This is a genomic window from Variovorax brevis, from assembly GCF_030317105.1.
Taxonomy (GTDB): domain Bacteria; phylum Pseudomonadota; class Gammaproteobacteria; order Burkholderiales; family Burkholderiaceae_C; genus Variovorax; species Variovorax brevis.
Window position 1 is genome coordinate 39,111 of sequence record NZ_JASZYG010000027.1, and the last position, 22,625, is coordinate 61,735.

Annotated in this window: 25 protein-coding genes; 11 read left to right on the forward strand and 14 right to left on the reverse strand. The window is 66.1% G+C overall.

What is annotated here, in order from left to right; translation table 11 throughout:
• The first annotated feature begins 6 nt into the window (after window positions 1-6).
• Genes QTI66_RS35755 through QTI66_RS35770 form a run of 4 tightly spaced genes read left to right on the forward strand, consistent with a single transcriptional unit; the run spans window position 7 to window position 4,193 of the window.
• The gene (locus QTI66_RS35755; protein WP_286565120.1) at window positions 7-1,149 is read left to right on the forward strand and encodes an acyl-CoA dehydrogenase family protein; all 1,143 of its coding nucleotides are present in this window, start codon (window positions 7-9) and stop codon (window positions 1,147-1,149) included.
• On the forward strand, window positions 1,146-1,958 hold the full coding sequence (locus QTI66_RS35760) for an oxepin-CoA hydrolase, alternative type (RefSeq protein ID WP_286565121.1): 813 nt from the start codon (window positions 1,146-1,148) through the stop codon (window positions 1,956-1,958). Before QTI66_RS35755 ends, QTI66_RS35760 begins: the two co-directional genes overlap by 4 nt.
• Window positions 1,955-3,166 (forward strand): CaiB/BaiF CoA transferase family protein, encoded by a 1,212-nt coding sequence (locus QTI66_RS35765; protein WP_286565122.1) that lies wholly within the window; start codon window positions 1,955-1,957, stop codon window positions 3,164-3,166. Before QTI66_RS35760 ends, QTI66_RS35765 begins: the two co-directional genes overlap by 4 nt.
• A gap of 34 nt (window positions 3,167-3,200) precedes the next feature.
• Window positions 3,201-4,193 (forward strand): Bug family tripartite tricarboxylate transporter substrate binding protein, encoded by a 993-nt coding sequence (locus QTI66_RS35770; protein ID WP_286565123.1) that lies wholly within the window; start codon window positions 3,201-3,203, stop codon window positions 4,191-4,193.
• Window positions 4,194-4,244: 51 nt separating this feature from the next.
• Here the strand turns inward: QTI66_RS35770 and QTI66_RS35775 are convergent, their stop codons facing one another.
• Both QTI66_RS35775 and QTI66_RS35780 read right to left on the reverse strand, forming a co-directional pair.
• Window positions 4,245-4,829 carry a GNAT family N-acetyltransferase gene (locus tag QTI66_RS35775; RefSeq protein WP_286565124.1) on the reverse strand — a complete coding sequence of 195 codons (585 nt, stop codon included), beginning with the start codon at window positions 4,827-4,829 and terminating at the stop codon, window positions 4,245-4,247.
• Between the two features lie 15 nt (window positions 4,830-4,844).
• Window positions 4,845-5,054, reverse strand: a complete 210-nt coding sequence (locus tag QTI66_RS35780) for a hypothetical protein (protein WP_286565125.1) — start codon at window positions 5,052-5,054, stop codon at window positions 4,845-4,847.
• A gap of 163 nt (window positions 5,055-5,217) precedes the next feature.
• On the opposite strand from QTI66_RS35780, the gene QTI66_RS35785 reads away from it, so the two are divergent.
• Complete coding sequence (locus tag QTI66_RS35785; RefSeq protein ID WP_286565126.1) at window positions 5,218-6,129, forward strand: LysR family transcriptional regulator; 912 nt, start codon at window positions 5,218-5,220, stop codon at window positions 6,127-6,129.
• A 137-nt stretch (window positions 6,130-6,266) separates the two neighbouring features.
• Complete coding sequence (locus QTI66_RS35790) at window positions 6,267-6,986, forward strand: hypothetical protein (protein ID WP_286565127.1); 720 nt, start codon at window positions 6,267-6,269, stop codon at window positions 6,984-6,986.
• 39 nt (window positions 6,987-7,025) lie between these two features.
• Here the strand turns inward: QTI66_RS35790 and QTI66_RS35795 are convergent, their stop codons facing one another.
• The 4 genes from QTI66_RS35795 to QTI66_RS35810 form a co-directional block, all read right to left on the reverse strand.
• Complete coding sequence (locus tag QTI66_RS35795; protein ID WP_286565128.1) at window positions 7,026-8,342, reverse strand: epoxide hydrolase family protein; 1,317 nt, start codon at window positions 8,340-8,342, stop codon at window positions 7,026-7,028.
• 46 nt (window positions 8,343-8,388) lie between these two features.
• Window positions 8,389-8,817, reverse strand: a complete 429-nt coding sequence (locus QTI66_RS35800) for an organic hydroperoxide resistance protein (protein WP_286565129.1) — start codon at window positions 8,815-8,817, stop codon at window positions 8,389-8,391.
• 154 nt (window positions 8,818-8,971) lie between these two features.
• On the reverse strand, window positions 8,972-9,661 hold the full coding sequence (locus tag QTI66_RS35805) for a response regulator transcription factor (protein WP_286565130.1): 690 nt from the start codon (window positions 9,659-9,661) through the stop codon (window positions 8,972-8,974).
• The gene (locus QTI66_RS35810; RefSeq protein WP_286565131.1) at window positions 9,654-10,511 is read right to left on the reverse strand and encodes an MFS transporter; all 858 of its coding nucleotides are present in this window, start codon (window positions 10,509-10,511) and stop codon (window positions 9,654-9,656) included. Before QTI66_RS35810 ends, QTI66_RS35805 begins: the two co-directional genes overlap by 8 nt.
• Window positions 10,512-10,877: 366 nt before the next feature.
• On the opposite strand from QTI66_RS35810, the gene QTI66_RS35815 reads away from it, so the two are divergent.
• Window positions 10,878-11,246, forward strand: a complete 369-nt coding sequence (locus tag QTI66_RS35815) for a helicase SNF2 (protein WP_286565132.1) — start codon at window positions 10,878-10,880, stop codon at window positions 11,244-11,246.
• A gap of 147 nt (window positions 11,247-11,393) precedes the next feature.
• Here the strand turns inward: QTI66_RS35815 and QTI66_RS35820 are convergent, their stop codons facing one another.
• The 4 genes from QTI66_RS35820 to QTI66_RS35835 all read right to left on the reverse strand — a co-directional run bounded on the left by QTI66_RS35820 (window position 11,394) and on the right by QTI66_RS35835 (window position 14,590).
• Entirely contained in the window at window positions 11,394-11,747 is a 354-nt protein-coding gene (locus tag QTI66_RS35820) for a hypothetical protein (protein WP_286565133.1), read from the reverse strand.
• Window positions 11,748-11,791: 44 nt separating this feature from the next.
• Entirely contained in the window at window positions 11,792-13,093 is a 1,302-nt protein-coding gene (locus QTI66_RS35825) for an epoxide hydrolase family protein (protein WP_286565134.1), read from the reverse strand.
• Between the two features lie 138 nt (window positions 13,094-13,231).
• Window positions 13,232-13,432: a hypothetical protein gene (locus QTI66_RS35830; RefSeq protein ID WP_286565135.1), complete on the reverse strand. Its 201-nt coding sequence runs from the start codon at window positions 13,430-13,432 to the stop codon at window positions 13,232-13,234.
• A 213-nt stretch (window positions 13,433-13,645) separates the two neighbouring features.
• Entirely contained in the window at window positions 13,646-14,590 is a 945-nt protein-coding gene (locus QTI66_RS35835) for a GlxA family transcriptional regulator (RefSeq protein ID WP_286565136.1), read from the reverse strand.
• Between the two features lie 158 nt (window positions 14,591-14,748).
• Between QTI66_RS35835 and QTI66_RS35840 the strand changes: the two genes are divergently transcribed.
• Window positions 14,749-15,882 (forward strand): thiolase family protein, encoded by a 1,134-nt coding sequence (locus QTI66_RS35840; RefSeq protein WP_286565137.1) that lies wholly within the window; start codon window positions 14,749-14,751, stop codon window positions 15,880-15,882.
• A 30-nt stretch (window positions 15,883-15,912) separates the two neighbouring features.
• On the opposite strand, the gene QTI66_RS35845 is transcribed toward QTI66_RS35840, so the two are convergent.
• The 4 genes from QTI66_RS35845 to QTI66_RS35860 all read right to left on the reverse strand — a co-directional run bounded on the left by QTI66_RS35845 (window position 15,913) and on the right by QTI66_RS35860 (window position 19,413).
• Entirely contained in the window at window positions 15,913-16,278 is a 366-nt protein-coding gene (locus QTI66_RS35845; RefSeq protein WP_286565138.1) for a response regulator transcription factor, read from the reverse strand.
• A gap of 127 nt (window positions 16,279-16,405) precedes the next feature.
• A complete protein-coding gene (locus tag QTI66_RS35850; RefSeq protein WP_286565139.1) occupies window positions 16,406-16,855 on the reverse strand; it encodes an outer membrane lipoprotein in 450 nt (149 codons plus the stop codon).
• Between the two features lie 103 nt (window positions 16,856-16,958).
• On the reverse strand, window positions 16,959-17,570 hold the full coding sequence (locus QTI66_RS35855; RefSeq protein ID WP_286565140.1) for a response regulator transcription factor: 612 nt from the start codon (window positions 17,568-17,570) through the stop codon (window positions 16,959-16,961).
• A gap of 7 nt (window positions 17,571-17,577) precedes the next feature.
• Window positions 17,578-19,413 carry a GAF domain-containing sensor histidine kinase gene (locus QTI66_RS35860; protein ID WP_286565141.1) on the reverse strand — a complete coding sequence of 612 codons (1,836 nt, stop codon included), beginning with the start codon at window positions 19,411-19,413 and terminating at the stop codon, window positions 17,578-17,580.
• Between the two features lie 68 nt (window positions 19,414-19,481).
• Here QTI66_RS35860 and QTI66_RS35865 point away from each other — a divergent pair, with 68 nt between their 5' ends.
• From QTI66_RS35865 to QTI66_RS35875, 3 genes are all read left to right on the forward strand, one after another.
• Entirely contained in the window at window positions 19,482-20,453 is a 972-nt protein-coding gene (locus QTI66_RS35865; protein WP_286565142.1) for a tripartite tricarboxylate transporter substrate-binding protein, read from the forward strand.
• Between the two features lie 126 nt (window positions 20,454-20,579).
• Window positions 20,580-22,388 (forward strand): di-heme-cytochrome C peroxidase, encoded by a 1,809-nt coding sequence (locus QTI66_RS35870; RefSeq protein WP_286565143.1) that lies wholly within the window; start codon window positions 20,580-20,582, stop codon window positions 22,386-22,388.
• Window positions 22,389-22,421: 33 nt separating this feature from the next.
• Window positions 22,422-22,625, forward strand: a 204-nt coding sequence (locus tag QTI66_RS35875) for a DUF4331 family protein (protein WP_286565144.1), incomplete at its 3' end; no start/stop codon positions are given.

Here is a 22,625-nt window from a genome sequence, read left to right on the forward strand (position 1 = left end):
AACATCATGAACTTCGAACACACGGAAGACCGCCGCATGCTGGCGGACTCGCTGGACCGCTTCATCGCCGAGCAGTACGACTTCGGCACGCGTGACCGCATCGCCCGCAGCGACGAGGGCTTCAGCCGCAAGCACTGGTCGCAACTGGCAGAGATCGGCGCCCTGGGCGCCCTGTTCCCCGAGGAAGTGGGCGGCTTTGGCGGCGCAGGCTTCGACGTGGCTGTCGTCTTCGAGAGCCTGGGCAAGGGCCTGGTCGTGGAGCCCTTCCTCGGCGCGCTGATCGTGGGCCGCGCCATCGCGCAGGCTGGCAGCGACGCGCAGAAGGAACACATCGCCTCACTGATCGACGGCAGCACCGTCGCCGCCCTGGCGCACGACGAGCCGGGCGCGCACTACGACACCACGCTGGTCGCGACGCGCGCCGAGCGCTCGGGCGACGGCTGGACGCTCAGCGGTGCCAAGGCGGTCGTGCAGCAGGGTGAGCGAGCGGGCTTGCTGCTGGTGTCGGCGCGCACGAGCGGTGACGACAGCGATGCTGACGGCATCTCGCTCTTCCTGGTGCCAAGCGACGCGCCGGGCCTCGCGTGGCGCGGCTATCCCAAGATCGACGGCGGCCGTGCCGCGGAGCTGACCCTGAAAGGCGTGCGCGTGGGCGCCGACGCGCTGGTGGGCGCGGAAGGGGCCGGTGCCCCGGTGCTCGAGCACGCGCTCGGTTGGGGTCTGCTGGCACTTGCCGCTGAATCACTGGGCGCGATGGAAGTCGCCAAGCGCGACACGCTCGAATACCTGCGCATCCGCAAGCAGTTCGGCGTGCCCATCGGCAGCTTCCAGGCGCTGCAGCACCGCATGGCCGACCTGCTGCTGGAGGTCGAGCAGGCGCGCTCGGCCGTCATCAATGCGGCCGCTGCCATCGACGGCGGCGAACGCATCGGCCGCGAGAAGGCGCTGTCGGCGGCCAAGTACAGCATCGGCCGCATCGGCACACGCGTGGCCGAAGAGTGCATCCAGCTGCACGGCGGCATCGGCATGACCTGGGAGCTGCCGCTGTCGCACTACGCCAAGCGGCTGGTCATGATCGACCATCAACTCGGCGATGAGGACCATCACCTGGCGCGCTACATCGCGCTGGGACAGGAGACTGTGCAATGACCGACACCACGAACGTTCCACCCATCCTCGTGCGCCGTGAAGGCCCCGTGCTGGTGCTGGCCATCCACACACCCGGCAAGCGCAACGCGATCAGCCCTGGCCTGTATGGCGCGCTGTCCGACGCGTTGGCATCCGCCACGAACGATGCCACCGTCGGCGCGGTCGTGCTCACGGGCGCCGATGGCTACTTCTGCTCGGGCGGCGACCTGAACCTGCTCGCCACCCGCCGCCAGCTGGCGCCCGCGCAACGGCGCGAGAAGCTCGAAGGCCTGCACGACCTGGTGCGCCTGCTGTGCGACTTTCCCAAGCCCATTGTCGCGGCGGTGGAAGGGGGCGCGGCCGGTGCCGGCCTGTCGATGGCGCTGGGCTGCGACCTGCTTGTCGCCGCGCGCGATGCGACCTTCTCTGTCGCGTACGTGAAAGTGGGCCTCACACCCGATGGCGGTGCAACGGCCTTCCTGGCGCAGTCACTGCCGCGCCAGTTGCTGACCGAGATGTGCCTCACGGGCGACCGCATCGGCGCCGAGCGCCTGCATGCCCTGGGCGTGGTCAACCGGCTCACCGAACCCGGCGGTGCTGACGCCGAGGCCATCGCATTGGCGACGCGCCTGGCAGGCGGTCCCGAGCAGGCCACGGCGCGCATCAAGACGCTTTGCCGCGAGGCGGTATCGAACACGCTCGACGCGCAGCTCGAACGCGAGGCGCAGTTCATGGTCGAGGCGCAGGGCACGGCCGAATCCGCGGCGGGCATCGATGCTTTCCTGGCGAAGAAGACGCCCGACTTCGCGCTGCTGCGCGGCAAGCGATGAGCGCGCCCACCGAAGTGCGACTGCCGCTTGCCGGCGTTCGCGTGCTGGACCTGTCGCGTGTGTTGGCCGGTCCCTTGTGCGCGCAGGCGCTGGGCGACCTGGGCGCGGAAGTCATCAAGATCGAGCACCCCGGCCGCGGCGACGACACGCGCGACTGGGGCCTGCGCGTGGGCTCGCGCAACACCGCCTACTTCAACAGCGTCAACCGCAACAAGCAGTCGGTGGGTGTCGATCTGCAAAAGCCCGAGGGCCAGCGCCTCGTGCGCGATCTGGCCGCCAAGAGCGACGTGGTGATCCAGAACTTCAAGTTCGGCGGCATCGCCAAGATGGGGCTGGACTACGAGTCCTTGAAGGCCATCAATCCGGGCCTCGTGTACTGCTCCGTCACCGGCTACCGCACCGACGGCCCCGAGGCCGCACGCCCGGGCTACGACCTGGTGGTGCAAGGCGAGGCCGGCCTGATGGCGCTCAACGGCGAGGAAGGGCAGGGCCCGCTCAAGTTCGGCGTGGCGGCGGTGGACATGTTCACCGGCATGTTCGCGGCGCAGGCGATCCTGGCGGCCCTGTTCGACCGCCAGCGCACGGGGCAGGGCCGGCATGTGGAGATGGCCCTGTACGACTGCGGCCTGATGATCACTGCCTACTACGGCATGGAGGCGCTGCTCATGGGCAGCGACCCGCCCAAGTACGGCAACGCGCATCCTTCCATCGTTCCCTATGGCGTGTTCGATGCGGCCGATGGCCCGCTGGTCATCACGGTCGGCAACAACGCGCAGTTCCAGCGCTTCTGCAGCGAGGTGCTGGAGCGTCCGGACCTGGCGGCCGATGAACGGTTCGCCACCAACCTGGTCCGCTCGCAGAACCGCCATGTGCTCTTGCCTGAACTGCGCGCCGAACTGGCCCGCCGCCCGCGTGAACAGTTGCTGGCGCGGCTCACGGCAGCCGGCATTCCCTGCGGCGAGGTCCTGGGCCTGCTGGAGGCCCTGCAGTCGCAGCGCAGTGCCGAGGCCGGCCTGCTGGCCGAACTTCCCAACCCCGAAACGGGCCGGGTGCAGGTGCTGGCGCCTCCCTACCGAATCGACGGCCAGCGCATGCCCGTGCGTGCCGCGCCGCCCCTGCTCGCGCAGGACACCGAGCGCGTGCTCGGCGACTTGCTGGGCATGGACGCGCAGGCCATTGCCGCGCTGCGCCAGGGCGGCGTCCTGTAGCTTTGTTTGAATTTTTGAACCTGGAGACTTCTTGATGAAATTCGCAACCTTCACCCGCCGTCAGTGCCTGGCGATCGCCACGGCTTCGCTGGCCATCGTTGCGGTTGCCCCGGCGGTCGCGCAGGAGTGGCCCGCGCGGCCGATCAAGCTGATCGTGCCTTTCCCGCCGGGCGGCCCGACCGACACGGCCTCGCGCGTGGTCGGCCAGAAGCTGGCCGAGCGCCTCAAGCAGCCCGTGGTGGTCGAGAACCGCGCCGGCGCTTCCGGCACCATTGCCGCGCAATTCGTGGCCAAGAGCGCGCCCGACGGCTACACCTTCATGATGCTCGCCACGCCCACGCTGCTCGCGCCGCACCTTTACAAGTCGGCCGGCTACGACGTGTCCAGGGACTTCGCGCCCGTTGCCAGCGTGTACGACCTGCCCATCGTCGTGGTGGTCAATCCCGCAGTCCTGCCCGATGTGAAGACCTTGCCCGACCTGATCGCCAAGGCCAAGGCCGAAAAAGGCAAGCTCAACTACACCAGCTCCGGCCCTGGCAGCTTCGGTCACCTGACGATGGAAATGCTCAAGGACCTGGGTGGCTTCGACATGCAGCACATCGCCTACAAGGGCGGCACGCCCGCCGTGACCGACCTGCTCGGCGGCCAGGTGCCGGTGATGTACGCCGACCTGGTGGCGGCCTTGCCGCACATCCAGGCCGGCAAGCTTCGCGCCATCGCCGTCGGCTCGCCGCAGCGCATCGAGCAGCTGCCGGATGTGAAGACGATTGCGGAGCAGGGCTTCAAGGGCTTCGACGCGGTGTCCTGGGGCGGTCTGCTGGCGCCGGCCGGCACGCCCAAGCCGATCGTGGATCGCGTGAGCGCCGAGGTGAAGCAGATCCTGCTCGACAAGGACGTGCAGGCGCACCTGGTGAAGGCAGGGGCCGTGGCCGCCTACGGCGACCCGGCGCAGATGTCCTCGCGTATCCGCACCGATTTCGACAAATGGGGCAAGGTCATCCGCGACAAGAACGTGGCCGTCAACTGAACAAGGGAGGGCCCGGCTTGCTTCGTCACGGTCTCGAGCGGGACCGGGCATTCACTGCAGCGACAAGCTCACGTTTGTGATGGTCGCAGCCCCAGGCTCCTTCGACAGCCTGAAGCCAAGCCGGCGGGCGAGGGCGAGCATTCGCCTGTTGTCCGACATGGCGCTCCCCAACAGGTGCTTCACGCCGGACTCCCTGGCGAGATCGATCAAGGCCAGGATGAGACGCTTGCCGAGGCCTTCGCCCTGCCATTCATCGGCGACAACGACGGCAAAGTCGGCCTGGCCTTCCGGGCCGTCCAGCACGTAGCGCGCCACGCCCACTTGCCGTTCCCGGCCTTCGGAGACCACCGTGGCTACCAGAGCCCCTTCACGCGATCGATCGATCCGCGTCCAGCGTTGCAACTCTTCATCCGTCGGCTTTCTCGCAGACATCAGGCGCAGGTAGGAAGTCTGCGCTGAAAGCCCGTTGACGAATTCGCGCTCGCGTTCCAGATCGTCGGGCTCGATGAGGCGCACGCGCACCTGGCCCTCCCGGTTTTCGGGATCGGCCAGCCAGCTTTCGAGGGCTTGCGTGTCAAAGAGAGGATGGCTGACGATGCCTGCTGCAGCCGTCACCGGGTTCATCAAGGCGTTCATGAGGATCTCCTGGATTCAGGCAAGGCAGACGTTGGGCAGCGCGAACTCCCGACCCACCATCGCCTGCGCGTGCAGGTAGCTGGAGCGTCCGCGCTCGGACAGCGAATCGAGTTTTACGTGCCCTTCGGCATCGCAAGGGAACGCATACCCGCGACCTTCATGAAAAAGCGACTGGAACCGGACCTCGAAACGGGCCGCGGACCCGGCATGGCTCAGATGGATCATGGTGGTTACCTCAAGGGGTTGGCATGGCTCCAATCTAGTGCCCGTCGCCCTCTTGAAAAAGACAAGCCGGATCAATGCGTTATTGCCATTGCCGGAACAATCGCCGCGCGCCTGCCGGCCACGGTCTATGATGGCCGCCCGTGTCAAAGCAGGGGCCGTCACCATGGACCGCATCGCCGCAATGAACGCCTTCGTCCGGGTGGTCGAGGCGGGCACTTTCACGAAAGCCGCCGACACGCTCGACGTTCCGAATGCCACGGTGACCCGGCTGATCCAGGGACTCGAGGAAGAGCTGAAGGTGCGACTGTTGCACCGCACGACGCGCTCCGTCACCGTCACCCCGGAGGGCGCGACCTACTACGAACGCGTGGTGCGTCTGCTGGCCGACCTTTCCGACATCGAATCGTCCACGCGCCTGTCCCGTGGCAAGCCCACGGGAAAGGTGCGCGTGGAAGCGCCCGCCGCCATTGGCACGATGATCATCGTGCCCAACCTGCCTGATTTCTATCGCGCATATCCTGACGTCGACCTGGAGCTCGGCGTGGGCAACCGGCGCACCGACGTCGTGGCCGAAGGCGTTGACTGCGTCATCCGGGCCGGCGAGGTCAACGAGCAGTCGATGGTGGCCCGAAAGATCGGTGTCTTCCGCTTCATCACGTGCGCGACGCCTGCCTTCCTGAAGACGCATGGCACACCGGCAACGCCCGAAGCGCTTCGCGAGCTGCCGGTGGTGGGCCTGATGACCGCGCGCAGCAATCGAGCGCTGGCGTTCCGCTTCTTCGAAGGCAACTCGGAGATTGAACTCGCGCTCGAGCACAAGCTCATCGTGAACGAAACCAACTCCTATGTCGCTGCCGGCCTGGCGAGCCTCGGCATCATCCAGGCGCCAAGCTACGCGGTTGGCCCCGCCTTCAAGGCCGGACAACTCGTGCCATTGCTCGAGGACTGGCGCACGCCGGAGGTCCCGGTGCACGTGCTGTATGCGCCCAACCGCTACCTCAGTGCCAAGGTTCGCGTCTTCATCGACTGGACCATCGCGCTTTTCGAACGTCATGAGGACCTGCGGCTCGGTTGACGTGCGGCTCGCGACGCGATCTCCGTGAAGCTTCGCTGCATGCTGTCGCTGAAATGGAGTTTTGCGAAATCCACGCTTTCTGACCCGGTCGTCCCTGACTACGCTGGCAGCTTCTGGCAAACGAAATTGGAGCAGCGATGGTCAAGTTACTGGACGATGTATTGGAGGCTCACGGCGGCCTGGCCCGCTGGAACCAGTTCAATGTCCTGAGCGCACGGATCGTCTCGGGTGGCGGCCTGTGGCCACTCAAGGGCCTGATCCAGGATCCCGCGCCCCGGCAGATGAAGGTGTCGCTTCATGAGGAGTTCGCCTCGGTCGCGCCTTTTGGCCAACCCAACTGGCGCACGAACTTCAGGCCCGAACGCGTCGCGATCGAGACGATGGAGGGTGAGCTCGTCAAGGAGCGCCTGGACCCGCGCAATTCCTTTGCCGGCCACAGCATGAACACGCCCTGGGATCCGCTCCATCGCGCCTACTTCAACGGCTATGCGCTCTGGACCTATCTGACCACGCCGTTCTTCATGGCGATGCCGGGCTTCGAGGTCAGCGAGATCGACCCGATCGAGGAGGGCGATGCGCGGTGGCGCGGCCTGCGCGTGAGATTTCCTGCGCGCTTCGCCAGCCATTGCGACGTGCAGGACTTCTACTTCGGTGACGACTTCCTCCTGCGGCGCCACGACTACGTGGTGGACGTTGCTGGCGGGTTCCCGGCGGCGCAGTACGTGGACGGCTTCACGGACATCCAGGGCTTCAGGATGCCCACCCGCCGGCGTGCCTACGTTCGCGGCCCCGACTTGCGACCTGTGCGCGATTTGCTCATGGTCGCCATCGACTTGAGCAAGCTCGAATTCTCCTGAGAAGTGCGGCAGGAAGTCCTTGCCGCACGCCTGTCGGGTTCACGCCGTTTTGTCGCCTCTCCGCAGTGACCTGAAGCCCGCGCGAAGTTCGTCCACAAAGTATTGCGGCTGCTCCCACGCGGCGAAATGCCCACCCTTTGGCAACCGGTTGTAGTGAACCAGCCCGGGATAGGCCTGCTGCGTCCAGCTGCGCGGTGCCGCATACAGCTCATCGGGAAACACACTGATCGCCACAGGAATGGCGACATGCTTCGGCGCGAAGAAATCCAGCTTGCTTTCCCAGTACAGCCGCGCGGATGAAACCCCTGTTTCGGTGAGCCAGTAGAGCGTGATGTTGTCGAGCACATCGTCGCGGGTCAGTCCCTCGGGCTGGCCGTCGAACACCCGCGCGATCAGCTCGTAGCTGCGGGCGTCGTGATCCAGCATCCAGGCCGCCAGCCCGATGGGCGAGTCCTCGATGGCATAGAGGGTCTGCGGACGATTCCCCATCTCCTGGGCGTAGGCCAGGCCGTGCTTGAAGAAGAAGTCGAGCTGGTCGAACGCATGCTGCTCGTCGGGTGCGAGCCCGGATGGCGCGGGGTGGCCAAGCGCAAGTGCCTGCCTGACGTTGTCGGGCACCGTGGCCGGCATGTTGGTGTGTATGCCGATCAATCCCGGCGGTGTCAGCAGCGCCAGCTGTTCCGTCACTGCATTGCCCCAGTCGCCTCCCTGCGCGGCATAGCGCGTGTAGCCCAGCCGCTCCATCAGCACCGCCCAGGCGCGCGCGATTCGCACGGGATCCCAGCCAAGCTCCGTGGGCTTGCCCGAGAACCCGTGGCCGGGCAGGGAAGGAATGACCACGTCGAAGGCGTCCGACGCCTGGCCTCCGTGGGCCGTGGGGTTGGTCAATGGCTCGATGATCTTCAGCTGCTCGATGATGGAACCGGGCCAGCCATGCGTGACGATGAGCGGCAGCGCATCGGGGTGCCTGGAGCGGACGTGAATGAAGTGAATTTCCACGCCGTCGATCTCGGTGACGAACTGCGGCAGCGCGTTGAGCCTGGCCTCGATCTTTCGCCAGTTGTAGGTGGTCGACCAATGCTGCGCGAGCTTGCGCATCGTGGCGAGCTGCACGCCCTGCGACGCGTCGGCGACCAGTTCCTTGCCGGGCCAGCGCACGGCCGCGATGCGCCGGCGCAGGTCGTCCAGCTTCGCTTGCGGCACGCTGATTTTGAAAGGGCGAATGGCGCCGGGTGTCGATGCGGCCGGTTGTATGGCGGCAGAAGCGGCGGAGGCAGCAAACGCAAGCGGCGTGGTGGTCAGCGCGACCGCTGCCGCGCCGGCAAGCAGGTCGCGCCGTGTGAACGATGAATTCATGGGCAAATCCGTCGGATGAAGGGACAGTGGCAACGACCTGCCGGCATCAGACCAGCAAGTACTGCACGTTCACGTTGCCGGCCATGGCCTTCGAATAGGGGCAGGTTTCCTGCGCCGCGTCGATCAGGGCCTGCGCCACATTGCGCGAGAGGCCGGGCAGGCTGACGTGCAGGCGCGCCTGCAAGCTGAAGCCGTCATCGCCCAGCACCAGATCCACCTCCGCGTCCACGGCCGTTTGTGCCGGGATGCCGACCTTCAGCTTGCCCGCTGCCAGGCCCATGGCACCCTGGAAGCAGGCGGACCAGCCTGCCGCGAGCAACTGCTCGGGATTGGTGCCGGTGGCGGACTTGCCGGGCACGCCGTGGGCGATGTCAAGGCGGCCGTCGTCGCTGCGCGAGACGCCGCCATCGCGGTTGCCTGCGGTGTGCACGCGGGCGGTATAGAGAACTTTACGGGTCTGAATGGCTGTGGTCATGATCACTCCTGAAAGAAGGTTTTTGAGGATGAAAGGTCAGCGCTGAATCGCATCCGACCTGACTTGAAGCTGGGGTCAGGCTCGCGTTCGGGTATCGGCGGGACGGATGGCCGGCCTCTCCGACCAAGGGAGGAGGCCGCAAGAAGGCTTTGCGCTAGAGCGCGGCTTGCGCCGCTTCAACGGACAAGGGCTTCGATGCGGGTGCGCGCTGATGCGTGTGGCAGGCGCTCTCCAGCAAGCCACGCGCGGCCGCGATGCGCGCGGCATCGGTGCGCGAACTCGCGCCCAGCTTTCTCATGATGGCGCTCATGTGCGACTTCACGGTGGCCAGTTCGATGCGCAAGCTTCGCGCAATCGCCTTGTTCGGCTGGCCGGTCACGACCAACTGAAGCACGTCGACCTCGCGCGTCGTCAACGCTTCGCGGGTGAGGCTGTCCGCCAGGCGTTGGGCCACCGCCGCACTGAAGAAACGCACGCCGCGTGCGACGGATGCCACGGCGTCGATCAACTCGCTGAGCGGCCCGCCAACCAGCAGATAGCCCTGCACGCCAAGCTCGATGGCGCAGCGGATGTCCGCCTCGCGGTCGTTGGAGGTGAGCGCAAGGATCCTGGCCGCACCCCGCACACCCCAGGCCTTGCGCTCGTTCGTGTGGGTCAGGCGCAAGGCACCGGCGTAGTCGGAGACGACTGCATCCACGAGCGGACCGTCCGCGCCCAGGTTGTCCACGCCGTGGACGTAGACCTCGAACGTGCCGTTCTGGCTCAAGGCTGCCACCAGGCCCGCGGACACGATGGGGTCCGGGTGTGCAATGAGGATGTTGGGACGCTCGCGCTGCTCAATCACGCCTGTCTCCTTGGGTCAGGGATCGAGGCATTGAAGTTCGCATCGAAGACTGCAACTGCCAGCGCGGTCCCGAACTGCGCAGAACCGGCCGAGTTCCATGGAACCCCCGCCGGTGCGAGCAACGCGCCGCAGTTCTTGGCACCAGAGACGGCAGGGCGCCGGCACTGCGCCGCAGCGTCTCCGGGAGATAGAGCGCTGCAGTCAATTGAAGCATGAAGATGATCAGGAGAATCTCGAACACAAGACGCGTCGGCGCCGGAGCGAACGGCAGCAACGCGCTGGCGCCCAACGCTCCCAATCCAAGGCCGACCATTGGTGCCACGCCACTGATCAGTGCACTCCGTTGCGGGTGCAGGTCGACCAGTTCGGCACCCAGCGTGCCGCAGGCAATTCCGGTGGCGGCGTCCTGGAGAAGGCGCGCGGCAACGAGCCAGGCCACCGAGTCCGCACGCAAGAACAACATGACCGCGACGATTTCGAGTCCCAGTGCGGTCACCAGCATCGCGCGGCGCCCGCGAAAGGCGGACAGCGTGCCGAGAACGAGCAGTGCCGCGATCAGCGCCAGCGCATGGCTTGCAAACACCGACGTGAGCGTGAGTTCGGAGAAGCCCCACATCTTCCCGTACATCGCACGGAGCGGCGGTGGCACGCTCGAAGCGGCCAGGAAAGCCACGAGGATCGCGCCCTTGAGCCACAGTGCCTGCCTTGCCTCCAAGGTGGGGAACGCCTGGGCTTCGGCGCGTGCTTGCACCGCATGCAGTTGGAAGGCCCGCTCCGGCTGCGGCGCAGCTTCTGCGCCTGTGATCAGCGCATGAGCTGTGGTTGGCGGGCTCACTGTGCACGTGTTCATGTCGGACGCCTCGTTGCGGTGGGTTTCGCCAATGTAGAGCGCCGGTCGCATCTGATAAACGACGCTTGCCGCAACTTGTTATTGCTGAAAGCGCAACGCTCTACAGCCTTGAGTCCACGGGCAAGTCAGCTCACATCACGCTGAACGCAACGCGCACATTGCGGCATTCGTCAGCGGCGCAATTGTTCCAGTTTCGTCAAGACTCCTCTTCAATCCAGGGTGCTTGTTGCCACCACCTTCGTTCCCACGTGAACCTGACAGCGCAGCAATTCCGCTGTTCTGCGTGAATCGGCCAAGTGCACCACTGCCAGGGTCCGATTCGAATTTCAAGTCCACGGAAAGGAAAGTGAAATGAAGACCTCAAAGATGATCCTTGCAGGTGCCGCGCTTGCGGTTTTGAGCGTTGTTGGCGCACAAGCAGAAACCTACGACGGTGTGCTGACGATCCACTCTGTTCGAAGCCGCGCTGAAGTGAAGGCGGAGGCAGTGACTGCTGCGCACAGCGAAGACCCCTACGCGGAAGGCGCCCAGTCTCATGTTGCTGCGCTTCCCACCAACCCGGTGGCCCGCAACATCGTGCGCTCGGATGCCGTCGCCACGGCACATGGTCCCGATCGCTATGCCGACGGCTACGGCCAGGGCGTGACGCCTCCGACGGCCGGTTCGATCGATCGCAGCACCGTGCGGGCAGAAGCGCGCTTCGCGGCCCACAACCTCAATCTGGAGGGCAAGTGAATTCGTGATCCGTTGGTGATCTGGCCGGGACTCGCTCCATCGGGCGACTTCCGTGCCTGCAGGAAGGCCAGCCGGATGCGCCGGCCCGTCAGAAAGAAAAAAGGCCAGGGCGCGAGCCGCTGGCCTTTTTTCATGGCTGGAACAAGCTCATTGCTGCGTCGCGCCCTTGCCGACATGGGCTTGACTGGATGCCTTGTTCAGGTCGTAGTAGGACGGAATACGGCTGTTCGCGAAAGCTTCGACGCGCAAGTTCTGATTGGGGCGATGCGCGTGGGCGACTGCTTCGGCCTGCACGGTGGCACGGTCGCGCGGCGACGTCGGCGCGGAGGCCACCACGGACGAGGCTGCGTCCGCATTCTGGTTGCGGGCGTGCGCGGCCTCGACCGCCTGTGCACGAACTTCGCTGCGGCTGCGCGTCGACTGGATGTGGAGCACGCCGTCGTATTCCTCGGCGTACACCTGGGCGATGGCAAGCAGGAAAAAAGAAGCGGCAATGGCCATGCGGGAGAACTTCATCATGATTCCCTGGGTGCTTGTGACGTGCTTCAGCGCAGGGGCCGGAAGGCGGCGCGCAGTTCGGCGCTGAAGAGCGCCGGCTCCTCCCAGGCGGCGAAGTGGCCACCCTTGCTGACTTCGTTGAAGTAGATCAGCGTGGGATAGGCGCGCTGAGTCCAGCTTTTGGGCGCGCGATAGATCTCGCCGGCAAACACCGTCACTGCCACCGGCACCTTGATTTCGGTGGTTCGCTGCGCCGGCGAGCTGAAGTTGTTGTTGTTGTTCTCCCAGTACAGCCGGGCCGATGAGACCGCGGTATTGGTCAGCCAGTACAGCGTGATGCCGTCGAGCATCTCATCCTTGGTCAGCGCGCGCTCGGGGTCGCCGCCGCTGTAGGTCCACTGCGAGAACTTGTCGTAGAACCACGCCGCGAGGCCCGCCGGCGAGTCGGACAGTGCATAGCCCACGGCTTGCGGACGCGTCGCCATGATGGCGCCGTAGCCCGCGTTCTTCCTGAAGAAGCTGTCCAGCTGGTCGAATGCCGCCTTTTCCGGGGCCGACAGGCCCTTGGGTGCCGGGTCGCCATTGTTCAGCGCCTTTGCCGCATCCTTCGGCACGGTCGCAGGCATGTTGACGTGAATGCCAAGCAGCCCCGGCGGCGCCTGGCGTCCCATCGCGTCCGCGACGACCGAACCCCAGTCGCCGCCCTGGGCCACATAGCGCGTGTAGCCCAGGCGCTTCATGAGCACGTCCCAGGCCCGGCCCATGTGCTCGGGGTCCCAGCCGGTGCGTGTCGGCCGCTCGGAAAACCCGTAGCCGGGCATCGAGGGAATGACGACGTCGAAAGCGTCTTCCGCACGTCCGCCGTACGCGGTCGGATTGGTCAGCGGCTCGATGACCTTCAGCTGTTCCAGCACCGATCCCGGCCAGCCGTGCGTGATGATCAGCGGCAGGGCGTTGGGGTGCGGCGAACGCACGTGGATGAAGTGGATGTCCAGTCCGTCGATCTCCGTGACGAACTGCGGCAGCGCGTTGAGCCTGGCCTCGGCCCTGCGCCAGTCGTAGTCGGTACCCCAGTAGCGAATGAGCTGCTGCAGCTTGAGTAGCTGCGGGCCTTGCGATTGGTCGTCGACGGTTTCCCTGTCGGGCCAGCGGGTGGCGTTCACGCGCTTTTGCAACTCCACGAGTTGGGCCTCGGGAACGTTGACCTTGAACGCGCGGATGGGGTTCACTTCGTCGGTGTCGGCTTGCGCCATCGATGCCGTTGGCAAAAGCGTCGCCGCGGAAACGACGCTCAAGGCGGCGGAGACGAGCGCGCTGCGCCAGCGCGGCCACAGGAGGGTGGTGGACATGATCATTCCTTTCGACATGAGTTTTCCTTGAGGGTTTGGTGGTGGATCAGGAACCGGCATGGGCGTGCTGTTGCGCTTGCCCTGACTTTTGTGCGGGCCGGAGGATCTGGAATCGGCCTGTGGCGTGATGCGGGCTTGCTACTTTGGTCGGAGCACGTGCGTGTCGGGCCTTGAGCCCGCGCCCGTGAACCGGACCAGTTCGGCTTTCACGTCGGCCAGAACCCTCTTGGTGGCGCAAGGCGTCGGGTCAACGGTGGTGCCATCTGCACCTGCGCCATGAATCATGGCGGCCGCGAAGATGCACACGGGGACGAATGCTGAGAGCAGGCTGGGTTTCATGACGATTCCTTTTCCGACCGGTACGCCAAATCTAGAAGGCAGGCGTCGATGGAAAAAGAGCACTCGCGCGAATGCTTCATTGCACTTTCGTCAACAAGATGGCGCAGGCGCGCAACCATTGCTTCAGCTGGGTCGCCGCCCGCACTGAGCGGGCAGGGCGCCTGGTCTTGCGCCGCGCGACGCGCAATCAGCGCGACGAGGCCGTGCAGCTACTCATTGCACGAATCTCGCATCGCGCCGCACCGCCTGCGGCGACGTGCCGAAGCCGCGCAGGAAGGCCTCGCGCAGGTGGCGTCGGTCGCGAAAGCCCGTTTCCCTGGCCACCACTTCCAGCGGATGGCGGCTGCTCTCGATCATCAGCCGCGCGGCTTCGAGCCGCAGCCCCTCGACGGCCTTGGCTGGCGATTGCCCCGTCTCGGCCGTGAACACGCGGCTGAACTGGCGTGGGCTCAGGCGTGCAGCCTCAGCCAGCTGTTCCACGCCCAAAGGTCCGGCGAGGTTGCGGCGCGCATGTTCCAGCGCTTGCTGGATGCGGTCGGATTTCGGTGCGAGCTTGAGCATCTCGGAGTGCTGTGACTGCCCGCCCGAACGGCGCTGGTGCATGACCAGCTGGCGTGCGACCGAGCGCGCCACCTCGGCTCCCAGGTCCTGTTCCACCAACGCCAGCACAAGATCCAGCTCCGCAGTCATGCCGGCGGAGGTCCACACCGATCCGTCGTCGATGTAGATGCGGTCGACCTCGACCTGCACCCGGGGGTGGCGCTGCTGCAATGCGTCGGCCCATGCCCAGTGCGTGGTGGCGCGTCGTCCGTCGAGCAGGCCTGCATCGGCCAGGACGAATGCGCCGGTGCACAAGCCGGCGATGCGCCGCGCACGAACCGCAATCTTGCCTACCACCCGCGCAAATTCGGGCGGCACAGGCATGGATGGCGGCGAGACGACGCCGGCCACAAGCCAGGTGTCGGCGCTGCTGCGCGCCGTGAGTCGCTGCGTGTTGACGGTCAGGCCCGCCGATGCGCGCGCTGCGCCGTCGAGCGCGTAGTTCTCGACCGCGTAGAAGCGCTGGCGCACCACCACGTTGGCGAACTCGAACGCGGCTTGCGTGGCCAGGGCCATGATCTGGAACCCATCCGGGAGCACGTAACCGATGCGGCGCATGGCAAGCTTTCCTTTCTGTTCATGTCCTGATTCATGACTATAAACGTCATTTACGACATTGTCAGGAAGCCGCACCATTCGCTTCACCCGCACCGTTGCGCCGCGCACCGGCCAGCACGTTGCAAGTCCTGCCCCGATCACTTCAAGGAGAGAACACCATGAAAGCCGTCATCGCCGCCTATGCGCGCTCACCATTTCACTTTGCCCGCAAGGGCCGCCTGGCGCAGATGCGGCCTGACACGCTTGCCGCGCAGGTGGTGCAAGGCCTGCTCAAGCGCACGGACCTGGACCCGGCGCTGCTGGAGGACGTGATCCTCGGCTGTGCCTACCCCGAAGGGGCGCAGGGCAACAACCTGGCGCGCATCGTCGGCCTGCTGGCCGGCCTGCCACACGCGGTGGGCGGCATGACGGTGAACCGCTTCTGCGGTTCCTCGATGCAGGCGGTGCACATCGCAGCGGCACAGATCGAGGCGGGCATGGGCGACGCCTTCCTGTGCGTGGGCGTGGAATCCATGACCATGGTGCCGCAGGGCGGTCTCCATTTCTCGCCCAACCCCGAATTGCAGGCGAGCACCGACGCCTATATCTCCATGGGCGAGACGGCTGAAAACGTCGCGCAACGCTGGAACGTGAACCGCGAGGACCAGGACCGGCTCGCGCTGCAGTCGCACCAGAAGGCCGCCGCTGCCCGCGAGCAAGGGCGTCTGGCCGATGAGATCGTGCCGATCCACCTGCCGGATGGCGAAGTGGTCGATGCCGATGGCTGCATCCGCCCGGGAACCACGCTGGAGGCGTTGGCGAGCCTGAAGCCGGCCTTCCGGCCGGATGGCGTGGTCACGGCGGGCACCTCGTCGCCGCTGACCGACGGCGCTGCCGCGGTGCTGGTCGTGAGCGATGCGTTTGCGCAGCGCCAACGCCTTCAACCCTTGGCGCGCGTGCGCAGCTTTGCGACGGTGGGGGTCGATCCGGCCATCATGGGCATCGGCCCGATCCCGGCTTCGCGCAAGGCACTGGCGCGTGCCGGCCTGACCGTCGCCGACCTGGACGTGGTGGAGATCAACGAGGCTTTCTCGTCGCAGGCATTGGCCTGCATCCGCGACCTGGGACTGGACATGGCGACCGTGAACATCGACGGCGGCGGCATGGCCATCGGCCATCCGCTGGGCGCCACCGGCGCGCGCATCACCGGCAAGGCCGCAGCCCTGCTGGCGCGTCAGCAGGGTCGTTATGCGCTGTCCACGCAGTGCATCGGCGGCGGACAAGGCATCGCCACGGTTCTCGAGCGGCTGTGAGCCCGCACGCCTGCCAAGCCGACCTTTGACTCAGCCGCCCGGGCAGGCCGCCAGAATGGCCTGTCGCAATTGATGCGCGCTCACAGGTCGTTCCAGGAAATCAGTTGCAGGGATGCGGGCGATTTCCACGGCGGTCCGAAAGGCCGTGTGCGAGCCCAGCACGATCACCGGAAGCAGGGTGCCCAGCTTTCTCAACTCGCGCACCAAGGCAAGGGTCGCGTGCTCGTCCGCATCGGCCAGTGCGATCACGCAGCTGCGGCCCGACGGCGGGCTGGCGAGCAGCGAGGCTTCGTCGTCGACAAACACCGCGTCCATGTCTGCTGCCGGTGCGATCGCCGATGCGATCCACCTTCGATCGGCCTTCTCGGCAGCAACGACAAAGACGGTTGTTGGCATGACCCCTCATCGGATGGCGCGTTCGTTGCCCTCCCTTGATCTCCCATGGTGATCCTCAACATGCAAGCGAGCCATCCTGACGGCCACGCAGGCCACGTACGTAGAGCGCGTGAGCGGGCGGCGCCTGTTACTGCGCGAGGACGCGGGCGCTTTCGCCGTTGCCTTCGATGTAGACGCGCTGGCCGACGCGCAGGCCAGGCACGACCGGTTGGGTCACCGCCACCAGCACGCCGCTGGTGGTGCGAACCATGACCTGCTGGGCAGGCACGGGCTGGTCATGCTTCTTCTGCACTTCGTTTCCCGCGACCGCACCGCCGACCGCGCCGAGCACCATCGCCACATCGCGGCCGGTTCCGCCGCCGATGAGGCTGCCGATGCCCACACCGGCCAGGCCGCCCACGACGGCGCCGATGCCGGCATGGTGGTTGCTCTGGATCTGGGTGGGTGTGATCTGTTCGATCGTTCCCTGGCGCACCGACATGGAGCCCGGCTGCGCGCCGGGCGCGGCGCAAGCACTCAGGGCAAGCACGCCAATCAGAAAGCAAATACGCGATACAAGTGATGAAAAGGTAGTCATTCGAACCCTCCGGCAACTGAGGCGCGATTTTCGTCATTGGCATGGCTGGCGCCATCCGGGCGCACACGAGCGGCACGTACGTGGTGCTGTCGCAGTCACGGCGTTATGGCGCCGGACGTTCCTGGCTGACGCGCATCAGTTCATTGATCGAGCCGACCCCCAGCTTCTCGAGCAGGCGGCTGCGATGCTGCTCGACCGTGCGGTGGCTGATGCCCAGTTCCTTGGCGATGAGCTTGCTTGGCAAGCCCTTGAGCGCCAGGTTCATGACCTCGCGCTCACGTTCGGTGAGCGCCTTGCTGCGCTCGGCCAGCGCATGCTGCGGATCGTTGACGGGCGCACGTTGCCTGGCATCCCGGCGCAGGGCCTCATCGACGGCATCCAGGAGTTGCTGCTCGCGGTAAGGCTTTTGCACGAAGTCGACGGCGCCGTCCTTCACGGCCTTGACCGCCATCGCAATGTCGCCATGGCCGCTGATGAAGACGATGGGAATGCGCGCACCCATCGCCGCAAGGCGCTCCTGCAGCGCGAGCCCGCTCATGCGTGCCATGCGCACGTCCAGCACCAGGCAGCCTGGGCGCCCGGGGTCGAAAGCTTCCAGGAATGCGAGCGCCGAGTTGAAGGTCTCGGTCGCAAGTCCGACGGAGCTCACCAGCTCGCACACGGAGTCGCGATAGGCCTCGTCGTCATCGACGATGAACACGGTGGGGTCTGGCATCTTGTCTTCAGCCTGCATGGGGTGCGACCGGAAGCGTCAGGCTGAACAGGGCGCCGCCGCCCTCGTGCTGCGACGCCCAAAGCTTGCCGCCGTGGGCCTCGATCAGCTTTCGGCAGATCGCCAAGCCTACGCCCAGGCCGCTGGACTTGGTGGAGAAGAACGCCTCGAAGATGCGTTCCAGGTCGCCTGGAGCGATGCCGATGCCACGATCGGCAACTTCGACCAGGACTTCATTGCCGTTCGTGGTCGCGATCGTCACCGTGATCTCGCGCACCGTGCCTTGCCCCATCTCGGTGGCCTCGACGGCATTGCGCAACAGGTTGAGCATGACCTGCTGCAGGTGGATCTCGTCGGCCACCACCACGGGCGCGGGGCCCGAGGTTCTCAAGAGGATCCGGATGTCACGCAGCTCGCAGTCCATCTTCACCATGCCGATGCACTCGACGATGGCGCGCTCGACGTCGATCGGCTTGACATCCAGCTCGTGCCGCTGCGTCATGCTGCGCATGCGGCTCACGACGTCGCCCGCGCGGGTTGCCTGGCCGATGACCTTGTCCAGCAGGTCCACGACGCGCGGCAGGTCGGGAATGGATGCGGCAGCGCGGCGGCGTGCTGCGAGCGCGTAGTTCTCGATGGCACCGAGGGGCTGCGTGATCTCGTGCGCAAGGGCCACGGACATTTCTCCCGCGGTGTGCACGCGGACCAGGTGGGCCAGGCGTTCGCGCCAATGCGCCGCCTCGACTTCGGCGGCCAGCTTCTGTCGTTCTGCAGCCCGGCGTGCATGCACGCTGGCGAAGACTTCGGCGAGCAGCGTCACGCCGGGCAACAAGGCATCAGGCCATTCGTTCTCGCGCTGGATGCTCGCGATGGAAAGCGCTCCCGCATAGACGCCGGCCATCGCGATCGGAACGAGGAGCGCAGAACGCACGTCGAGTTCGCGCAACGTGGCCCGGTCGATCGACGCTTCCGCCGGCAACTCCGCAAGGCGCGCCATCCGCACTGTCCGGCCCGCCGAGATCTGCGCGTTGATCCATGGCAGCCTGTTCGCCACGCCGAACCCGGTGGGTGCTTCGAAACCGTAGGCATTCCAGTGATGCGTGGCGCGGAAATGATCGCCATCGGCCGTTCGTTGCCACAACGCCACCCGCTCGGCAGACACGAACTCGCCGATCTGGCGCAATCCCCGATCGATGATGGCGCTTTCGTCGCCCGGCTGGGCCAGCACGAGGGCGGCGAGGACGGTGCTCGCGAGCCGCTCGAAGCCGATGGTCAGGTCGAGTTCCTCCTGGGCCAGTTTGCGCACCATGGCATTGCCGAAGATTTCAGCCAGCAGGCGCATGCGCGCCACGAGGTCGCCGGGCCAGCTGCGATGGGTGCGCACGCATCCGAAATTGAGCGAACCGTACAACTGCCCCGCCACCACGATCGGCATCATCACGTGGGACTTCAGGCCGATCCCGCGCCAGTGCTCCCTGTCCTGATGGGCCTCTGGCGGCAGTTCGTCCAGGTCGGCAAAGACGACGCAGCGGTTGGCCAGCGCCTGCGACAGGGCCCAGGGATTGGTGTCGCGCGCGGCCCTGGACCTCGGTACCGGCTGCACGCCCTCCAGGGCAAAGGAGTGCGTGACTTCAATGCGGCCGGTCTGCAGGAAGACGCGGGTCAGGGTTGAGCGGTCGATGCCCAGGGTCTCGACGATGCGCTCCAGGCTGTCGTCAATGGCGCGGTCGACGTGCTTGGCCGGCAGATGGATGAAGGCAGCCGACACTTCGGACAGCAAACGCTCGAAACGCAGCAATTCCTGCGTCGAAGCCTGCGCAGCGGTTGAAAAAGCCTGTGCCGTCATGGGCCTGCACGTTTCATAATCGCGAGCCGTCCGCGCGACGAAGGTGCAATCTCACCGGGAGAACTTCCATGCGTCTGGGTTGGATCTTTTCCGGGGTCCTGGCGGCTGCCTGCTGCGGCCTCGGCGCGAATGCAACGGCACAGGCCAATAGCGCAAGCCCGGCCCGCATCCTGCTGGCTTTCGAAGGGGGATCGGCGCGGGCGGTGTCGCTGCATCTCGCAGAGCAGGTTCGCGGCCCGCTCGGCCGGGCGGTGATCGTCGAGGAACGGCCCGGGGCCGGCGGTCGCGTGGGCGCCATGGCCCTGAAGAACGCGACGCCGGACGGGTCCATCGTGGCGCTGTTACCCATTGCGGTTCCGGTGCTGGCGCCAATGACCTTCAAGGACGTGCAATACGACGCGGCACATGACTTTGCCCCCGTTACGCAGATTGCCAGCTATTGCTTTGCCTTCGCGGTTCCCGCCGACCACCCTGCAAAGTCCTTTCCTGACTTTGTGGAATGGATGAAGTCCCATCCGTCGCAGGCTTTCTATGGAACGCCTGCCGCGGGAAGCCTTCCGCATTTCCTGGGTGTGATGATCTCCAGGGCCGTCGGAACCGACATGACGCACGTAGCGTACAAGGGATTCGCACCCATGTCGATTGACCTGATCGGCGCGACCATCCCGGCCGGCATCTCCAGCATTTCCGACCTCGTGGAGATGCACAAGGCGGGGCGCGTGCGCATCCTCGCAACCTCGGGCGTGAAGCGCGAGCCACGACTGCCGGAGGTGCCCACCTTCGTGGAGCAAGGCTATCCCACGGTGCAGGCGATTGGCTGGGCCGGCATCTTCGCGCCTGCGAAGACGCCCAGGCCGGTGATCGATGCCTGGTCGCAGGCGCTGGTCGCGGCCTTGCATTCGCCAGAGACCCAGCGGCTGCTTCTCGACTATGGCCTCGAGCCCACCGGGACCACGCCGGAGGAACTCGCGGCCATCATGTCGGCGGACATCGCGCGATGGGGTCCGGTCATCCGCCAGTCGGGCTTTCGCGCGGATTAGGCGGCTCGTCAGCCACGTACGTGTTGCACGTGGCACCCGGGATCGACCGGCGCGCATCGGCACACCAGAATGCCCCTCGCATATCGGGTCAGGGCAAGGGAGTCCGAGTTGGTCGAGGAGGTCAGCATGCGCGCGACTTCGAGCATTGCCGGGCGGGTCGTTGGTTTCACCATGGCGCCGCTCGTTCTGGGCCTGGGCTTGGGCTTGGCGAGCGGGCTGGGGGCGCAGCCGGCGGCCAGTGCGCCAGGGGAGGTCATCTACCTCAAGCAGGGCTGGTCCGCCGATGACCGCGCCTGGTACTACCAGGCCTCGCAGGGCTCGGCCGTGATGTCCTACGACATCTTCCTGAACCTGGAGGTGGCAGGCGGGCAGGAGTTGTTCCGCTCCGATGCCAACAGCAACCGCTACGGGCTCATCACCCAGGCCGCGAACCCGTCGACCAATCCCGATGCGCTGCCGATCGGGCTGAGCAAGACTGTGGTGCCAAGAGGCGCCGGCGTGAACGACATCCAGTTGGGGCTGACGTGCGCCGCCTGCCACAACGGCCAGCTCAACTACCAGGGCAAGCGCATACGCATCGACGGTGGTGTTGGCAACACCTTCGACATGATGGCCTACGTCAGCGCCCTCGACGATGCCGTGCAGGCCACCCTGTCCGATCCGCAGAAGCTCGAACGCCTGGCGGCGCGCCTCGGTGCCACGAGCACGGACGCCAAGGGCGAGTTGGGCAAGCGCATGGAACGCGAGGCCGTGCCGATCCGCCAATACCGCACGCGCACGCTGTCGACGCCCATCCATTGGGGCCCGGCGCGCATCGATGCCATCGCCTCGATCGTCAACCGCGTCACGGCGACGGAAACGGGCATTCCCGAGAACTGGTCGACGCCGCTTGCGCCAACCAAGCCGCCTTTCCTGTGGAACGCGCCGCACGGCTCGTGGACTCAGTGGCGCGCGACCCAGCAAGACCCGATCGGGCGCAACCTGACGGAGGCGATGGGCGTGTTCATGCCCATGAACCTGCACTCCAAAACGCCGCAGGAAGGACTCTTCGATTCGAATGCACAGTTGGCCAACCTCCAGGCGATGGAGAACCAGCTCACGCGGCTGGCGCCGCCCGCGTGGCCCGAGGAGGTCTTCGGGCGCATCGACCGGCAGAAGGCCGCCGCCGGCAAGAAGCTGTTCGCCGCCCACTGCGCAAGCTGCCACAACGCCTGGCCCTACACCTGGACCGAACCCAACAAGTACGGCAAGCGCTTTCTCGAAGTGGGGCTGGTGCCGCAGAAATACGTGGGCACCGATGCGGGCCAGTTCGACAACCTGCGTCCCTACGCCGTCACCGGCCACCTCGCGCCCTACCTGCCGCCGCCTTTCAAGGACCAGCCCATCATCCCCACCGGCGCGCTCTACCTCGTGCTGCAAAACATCGTGCTGGACAAGGCGCTGTCGAAGTTGCCGCCGGCCGAGGCGCAGTCGCCCGAACTGCACGGCTATCGCGAATTGCCCCTGCCACCACCGCCGCGGGTGGCCCGCTACAAGGCCGCTCCGCGCGATGGCGTCTGGTCCACGCCGCCCTTCCTGCACAACGGCTCGGTACCCAACCTGTACGAGATGCTGATCCCGGCCAGCGAGCGCACGAAGAAGTTCTATGTTGGGCGCGAGTTCGATCCGGTCAAGGTCGGGCTGGACACCAGCGGCAAGAGCGGCAGCTTCTTGCTCGACACCAGCCTGCGCGGCAACTCGAACGCCGGTCACTCCTTCGAGAACGGCCCGCGCGGCAACGGCGTGATCGGCCCGCTGCTCACGGATGCGCAGCGCTGGGAACTGGTGGAATACCTGAAGTCGATTCCCGAAGAGCCGGGCCGCGTCACTCCCTTTGGCGGACCACCGAACGCGCGCAAGGGCACAAGCCCATGGATACGCGAGGAGCAGCCGTGAAGCTGCCGCGCGCACAGCCCGCAGGAGCGAGCGATGTCTGACCACGTGGACGGGCCGAGGTCCATCGGCGATCCGGCAGCCGACCTCAGCGATCTCTTCGCGTTCACGAGTCCGGAGAACCCCGCGCGGACCGTGCTGGGCCTGTTCGTCTTTCCTTTCGCGGGAACCCACGCCTTGTTCTCCAACGTGGTGAATCACTCGTTCGTCGTGCGGCGGGCGAGCGTTGCGGGTCTGGGC

Excerpts from the sequence above, each read along its gene's own strand:
- QTI66_RS35825 (WP_286565134.1), bottom strand. The coding sequence starts at position 13,093 with ATGTCCACCACCCTCCTGTGGCCGCGCTGGCGCAGCGCGCTCGTCTCC.
- QTI66_RS35860 (WP_286565141.1), bottom strand. The coding sequence starts at position 19,413 with ATGACGGCACAGGCTTTTTCAACCGCTGCGCAGGCTTCGACGCAGGAA.
- QTI66_RS35800 (WP_286565129.1), bottom strand. The coding sequence starts at position 8,817 with ATGACCACAGCCATTCAGACCCGTAAAGTTCTCTATACCGCCCGCGTG.
- QTI66_RS35820 (WP_286565133.1), bottom strand. The coding sequence starts at position 11,747 with ATGGCCATTGCCGCTTCTTTTTTCCTGCTTGCCATCGCCCAGGTGTAC.
- QTI66_RS35795 (WP_286565128.1), bottom strand. The coding sequence starts at position 8,342 with ATGAATTCATCGTTCACACGGCGCGACCTGCTTGCCGGCGCGGCAGCG.
- QTI66_RS35770 (WP_286565123.1), top strand. The coding sequence starts at position 3,201 with ATGAAATTCGCAACCTTCACCCGCCGTCAGTGCCTGGCGATCGCCACG.
- QTI66_RS35870 (WP_286565143.1), top strand. The coding sequence starts at position 20,580 with ATGCGCGCGACTTCGAGCATTGCCGGGCGGGTCGTTGGTTTCACCATG.
- QTI66_RS35775 (WP_286565124.1), bottom strand. The coding sequence starts at position 4,829 with ATGAACGCCTTGATGAACCCGGTGACGGCTGCAGCAGGCATCGTCAGC.
- QTI66_RS35760 (WP_286565121.1), top strand. The coding sequence starts at position 1,146 with ATGACCGACACCACGAACGTTCCACCCATCCTCGTGCGCCGTGAAGGC.
- QTI66_RS35780 (WP_286565125.1), bottom strand. The coding sequence starts at position 5,054 with ATGATCCATCTGAGCCATGCCGGGTCCGCGGCCCGTTTCGAGGTCCGG.
- QTI66_RS35815 (WP_286565132.1), top strand. The coding sequence starts at position 10,878 with ATGATCCTTGCAGGTGCCGCGCTTGCGGTTTTGAGCGTTGTTGGCGCA.
- QTI66_RS35810 (WP_286565131.1), bottom strand. The coding sequence starts at position 10,511 with ATGAACACGTGCACAGTGAGCCCGCCAACCACAGCTCATGCGCTGATC.
- QTI66_RS35865 (WP_286565142.1), top strand. The coding sequence starts at position 19,482 with ATGCGTCTGGGTTGGATCTTTTCCGGGGTCCTGGCGGCTGCCTGCTGC.
- QTI66_RS35755 (WP_286565120.1), top strand. The coding sequence starts at position 7 with ATGAACTTCGAACACACGGAAGACCGCCGCATGCTGGCGGACTCGCTG.
- QTI66_RS35830 (WP_286565135.1), bottom strand. The coding sequence starts at position 13,432 with ATGAAACCCAGCCTGCTCTCAGCATTCGTCCCCGTGTGCATCTTCGCG.
- QTI66_RS35840 (WP_286565137.1), top strand. The coding sequence starts at position 14,749 with ATGAAAGCCGTCATCGCCGCCTATGCGCGCTCACCATTTCACTTTGCC.
- QTI66_RS35835 (WP_286565136.1), bottom strand. The coding sequence starts at position 14,590 with ATGCGCCGCATCGGTTACGTGCTCCCGGATGGGTTCCAGATCATGGCC.
- QTI66_RS35850 (WP_286565139.1), bottom strand. The coding sequence starts at position 16,855 with ATGACTACCTTTTCATCACTTGTATCGCGTATTTGCTTTCTGATTGGC.
- QTI66_RS35765 (WP_286565122.1), top strand. The coding sequence starts at position 1,955 with ATGAGCGCGCCCACCGAAGTGCGACTGCCGCTTGCCGGCGTTCGCGTG.
- QTI66_RS35845 (WP_286565138.1), bottom strand. The coding sequence starts at position 16,278 with ATGCCAACAACCGTCTTTGTCGTTGCTGCCGAGAAGGCCGATCGAAGG.
- QTI66_RS35855 (WP_286565140.1), bottom strand. The coding sequence starts at position 17,570 with ATGCCAGACCCCACCGTGTTCATCGTCGATGACGACGAGGCCTATCGC.
- QTI66_RS35785 (WP_286565126.1), top strand. The coding sequence starts at position 5,218 with ATGGACCGCATCGCCGCAATGAACGCCTTCGTCCGGGTGGTCGAGGCG.
- QTI66_RS35790 (WP_286565127.1), top strand. The coding sequence starts at position 6,267 with ATGGTCAAGTTACTGGACGATGTATTGGAGGCTCACGGCGGCCTGGCC.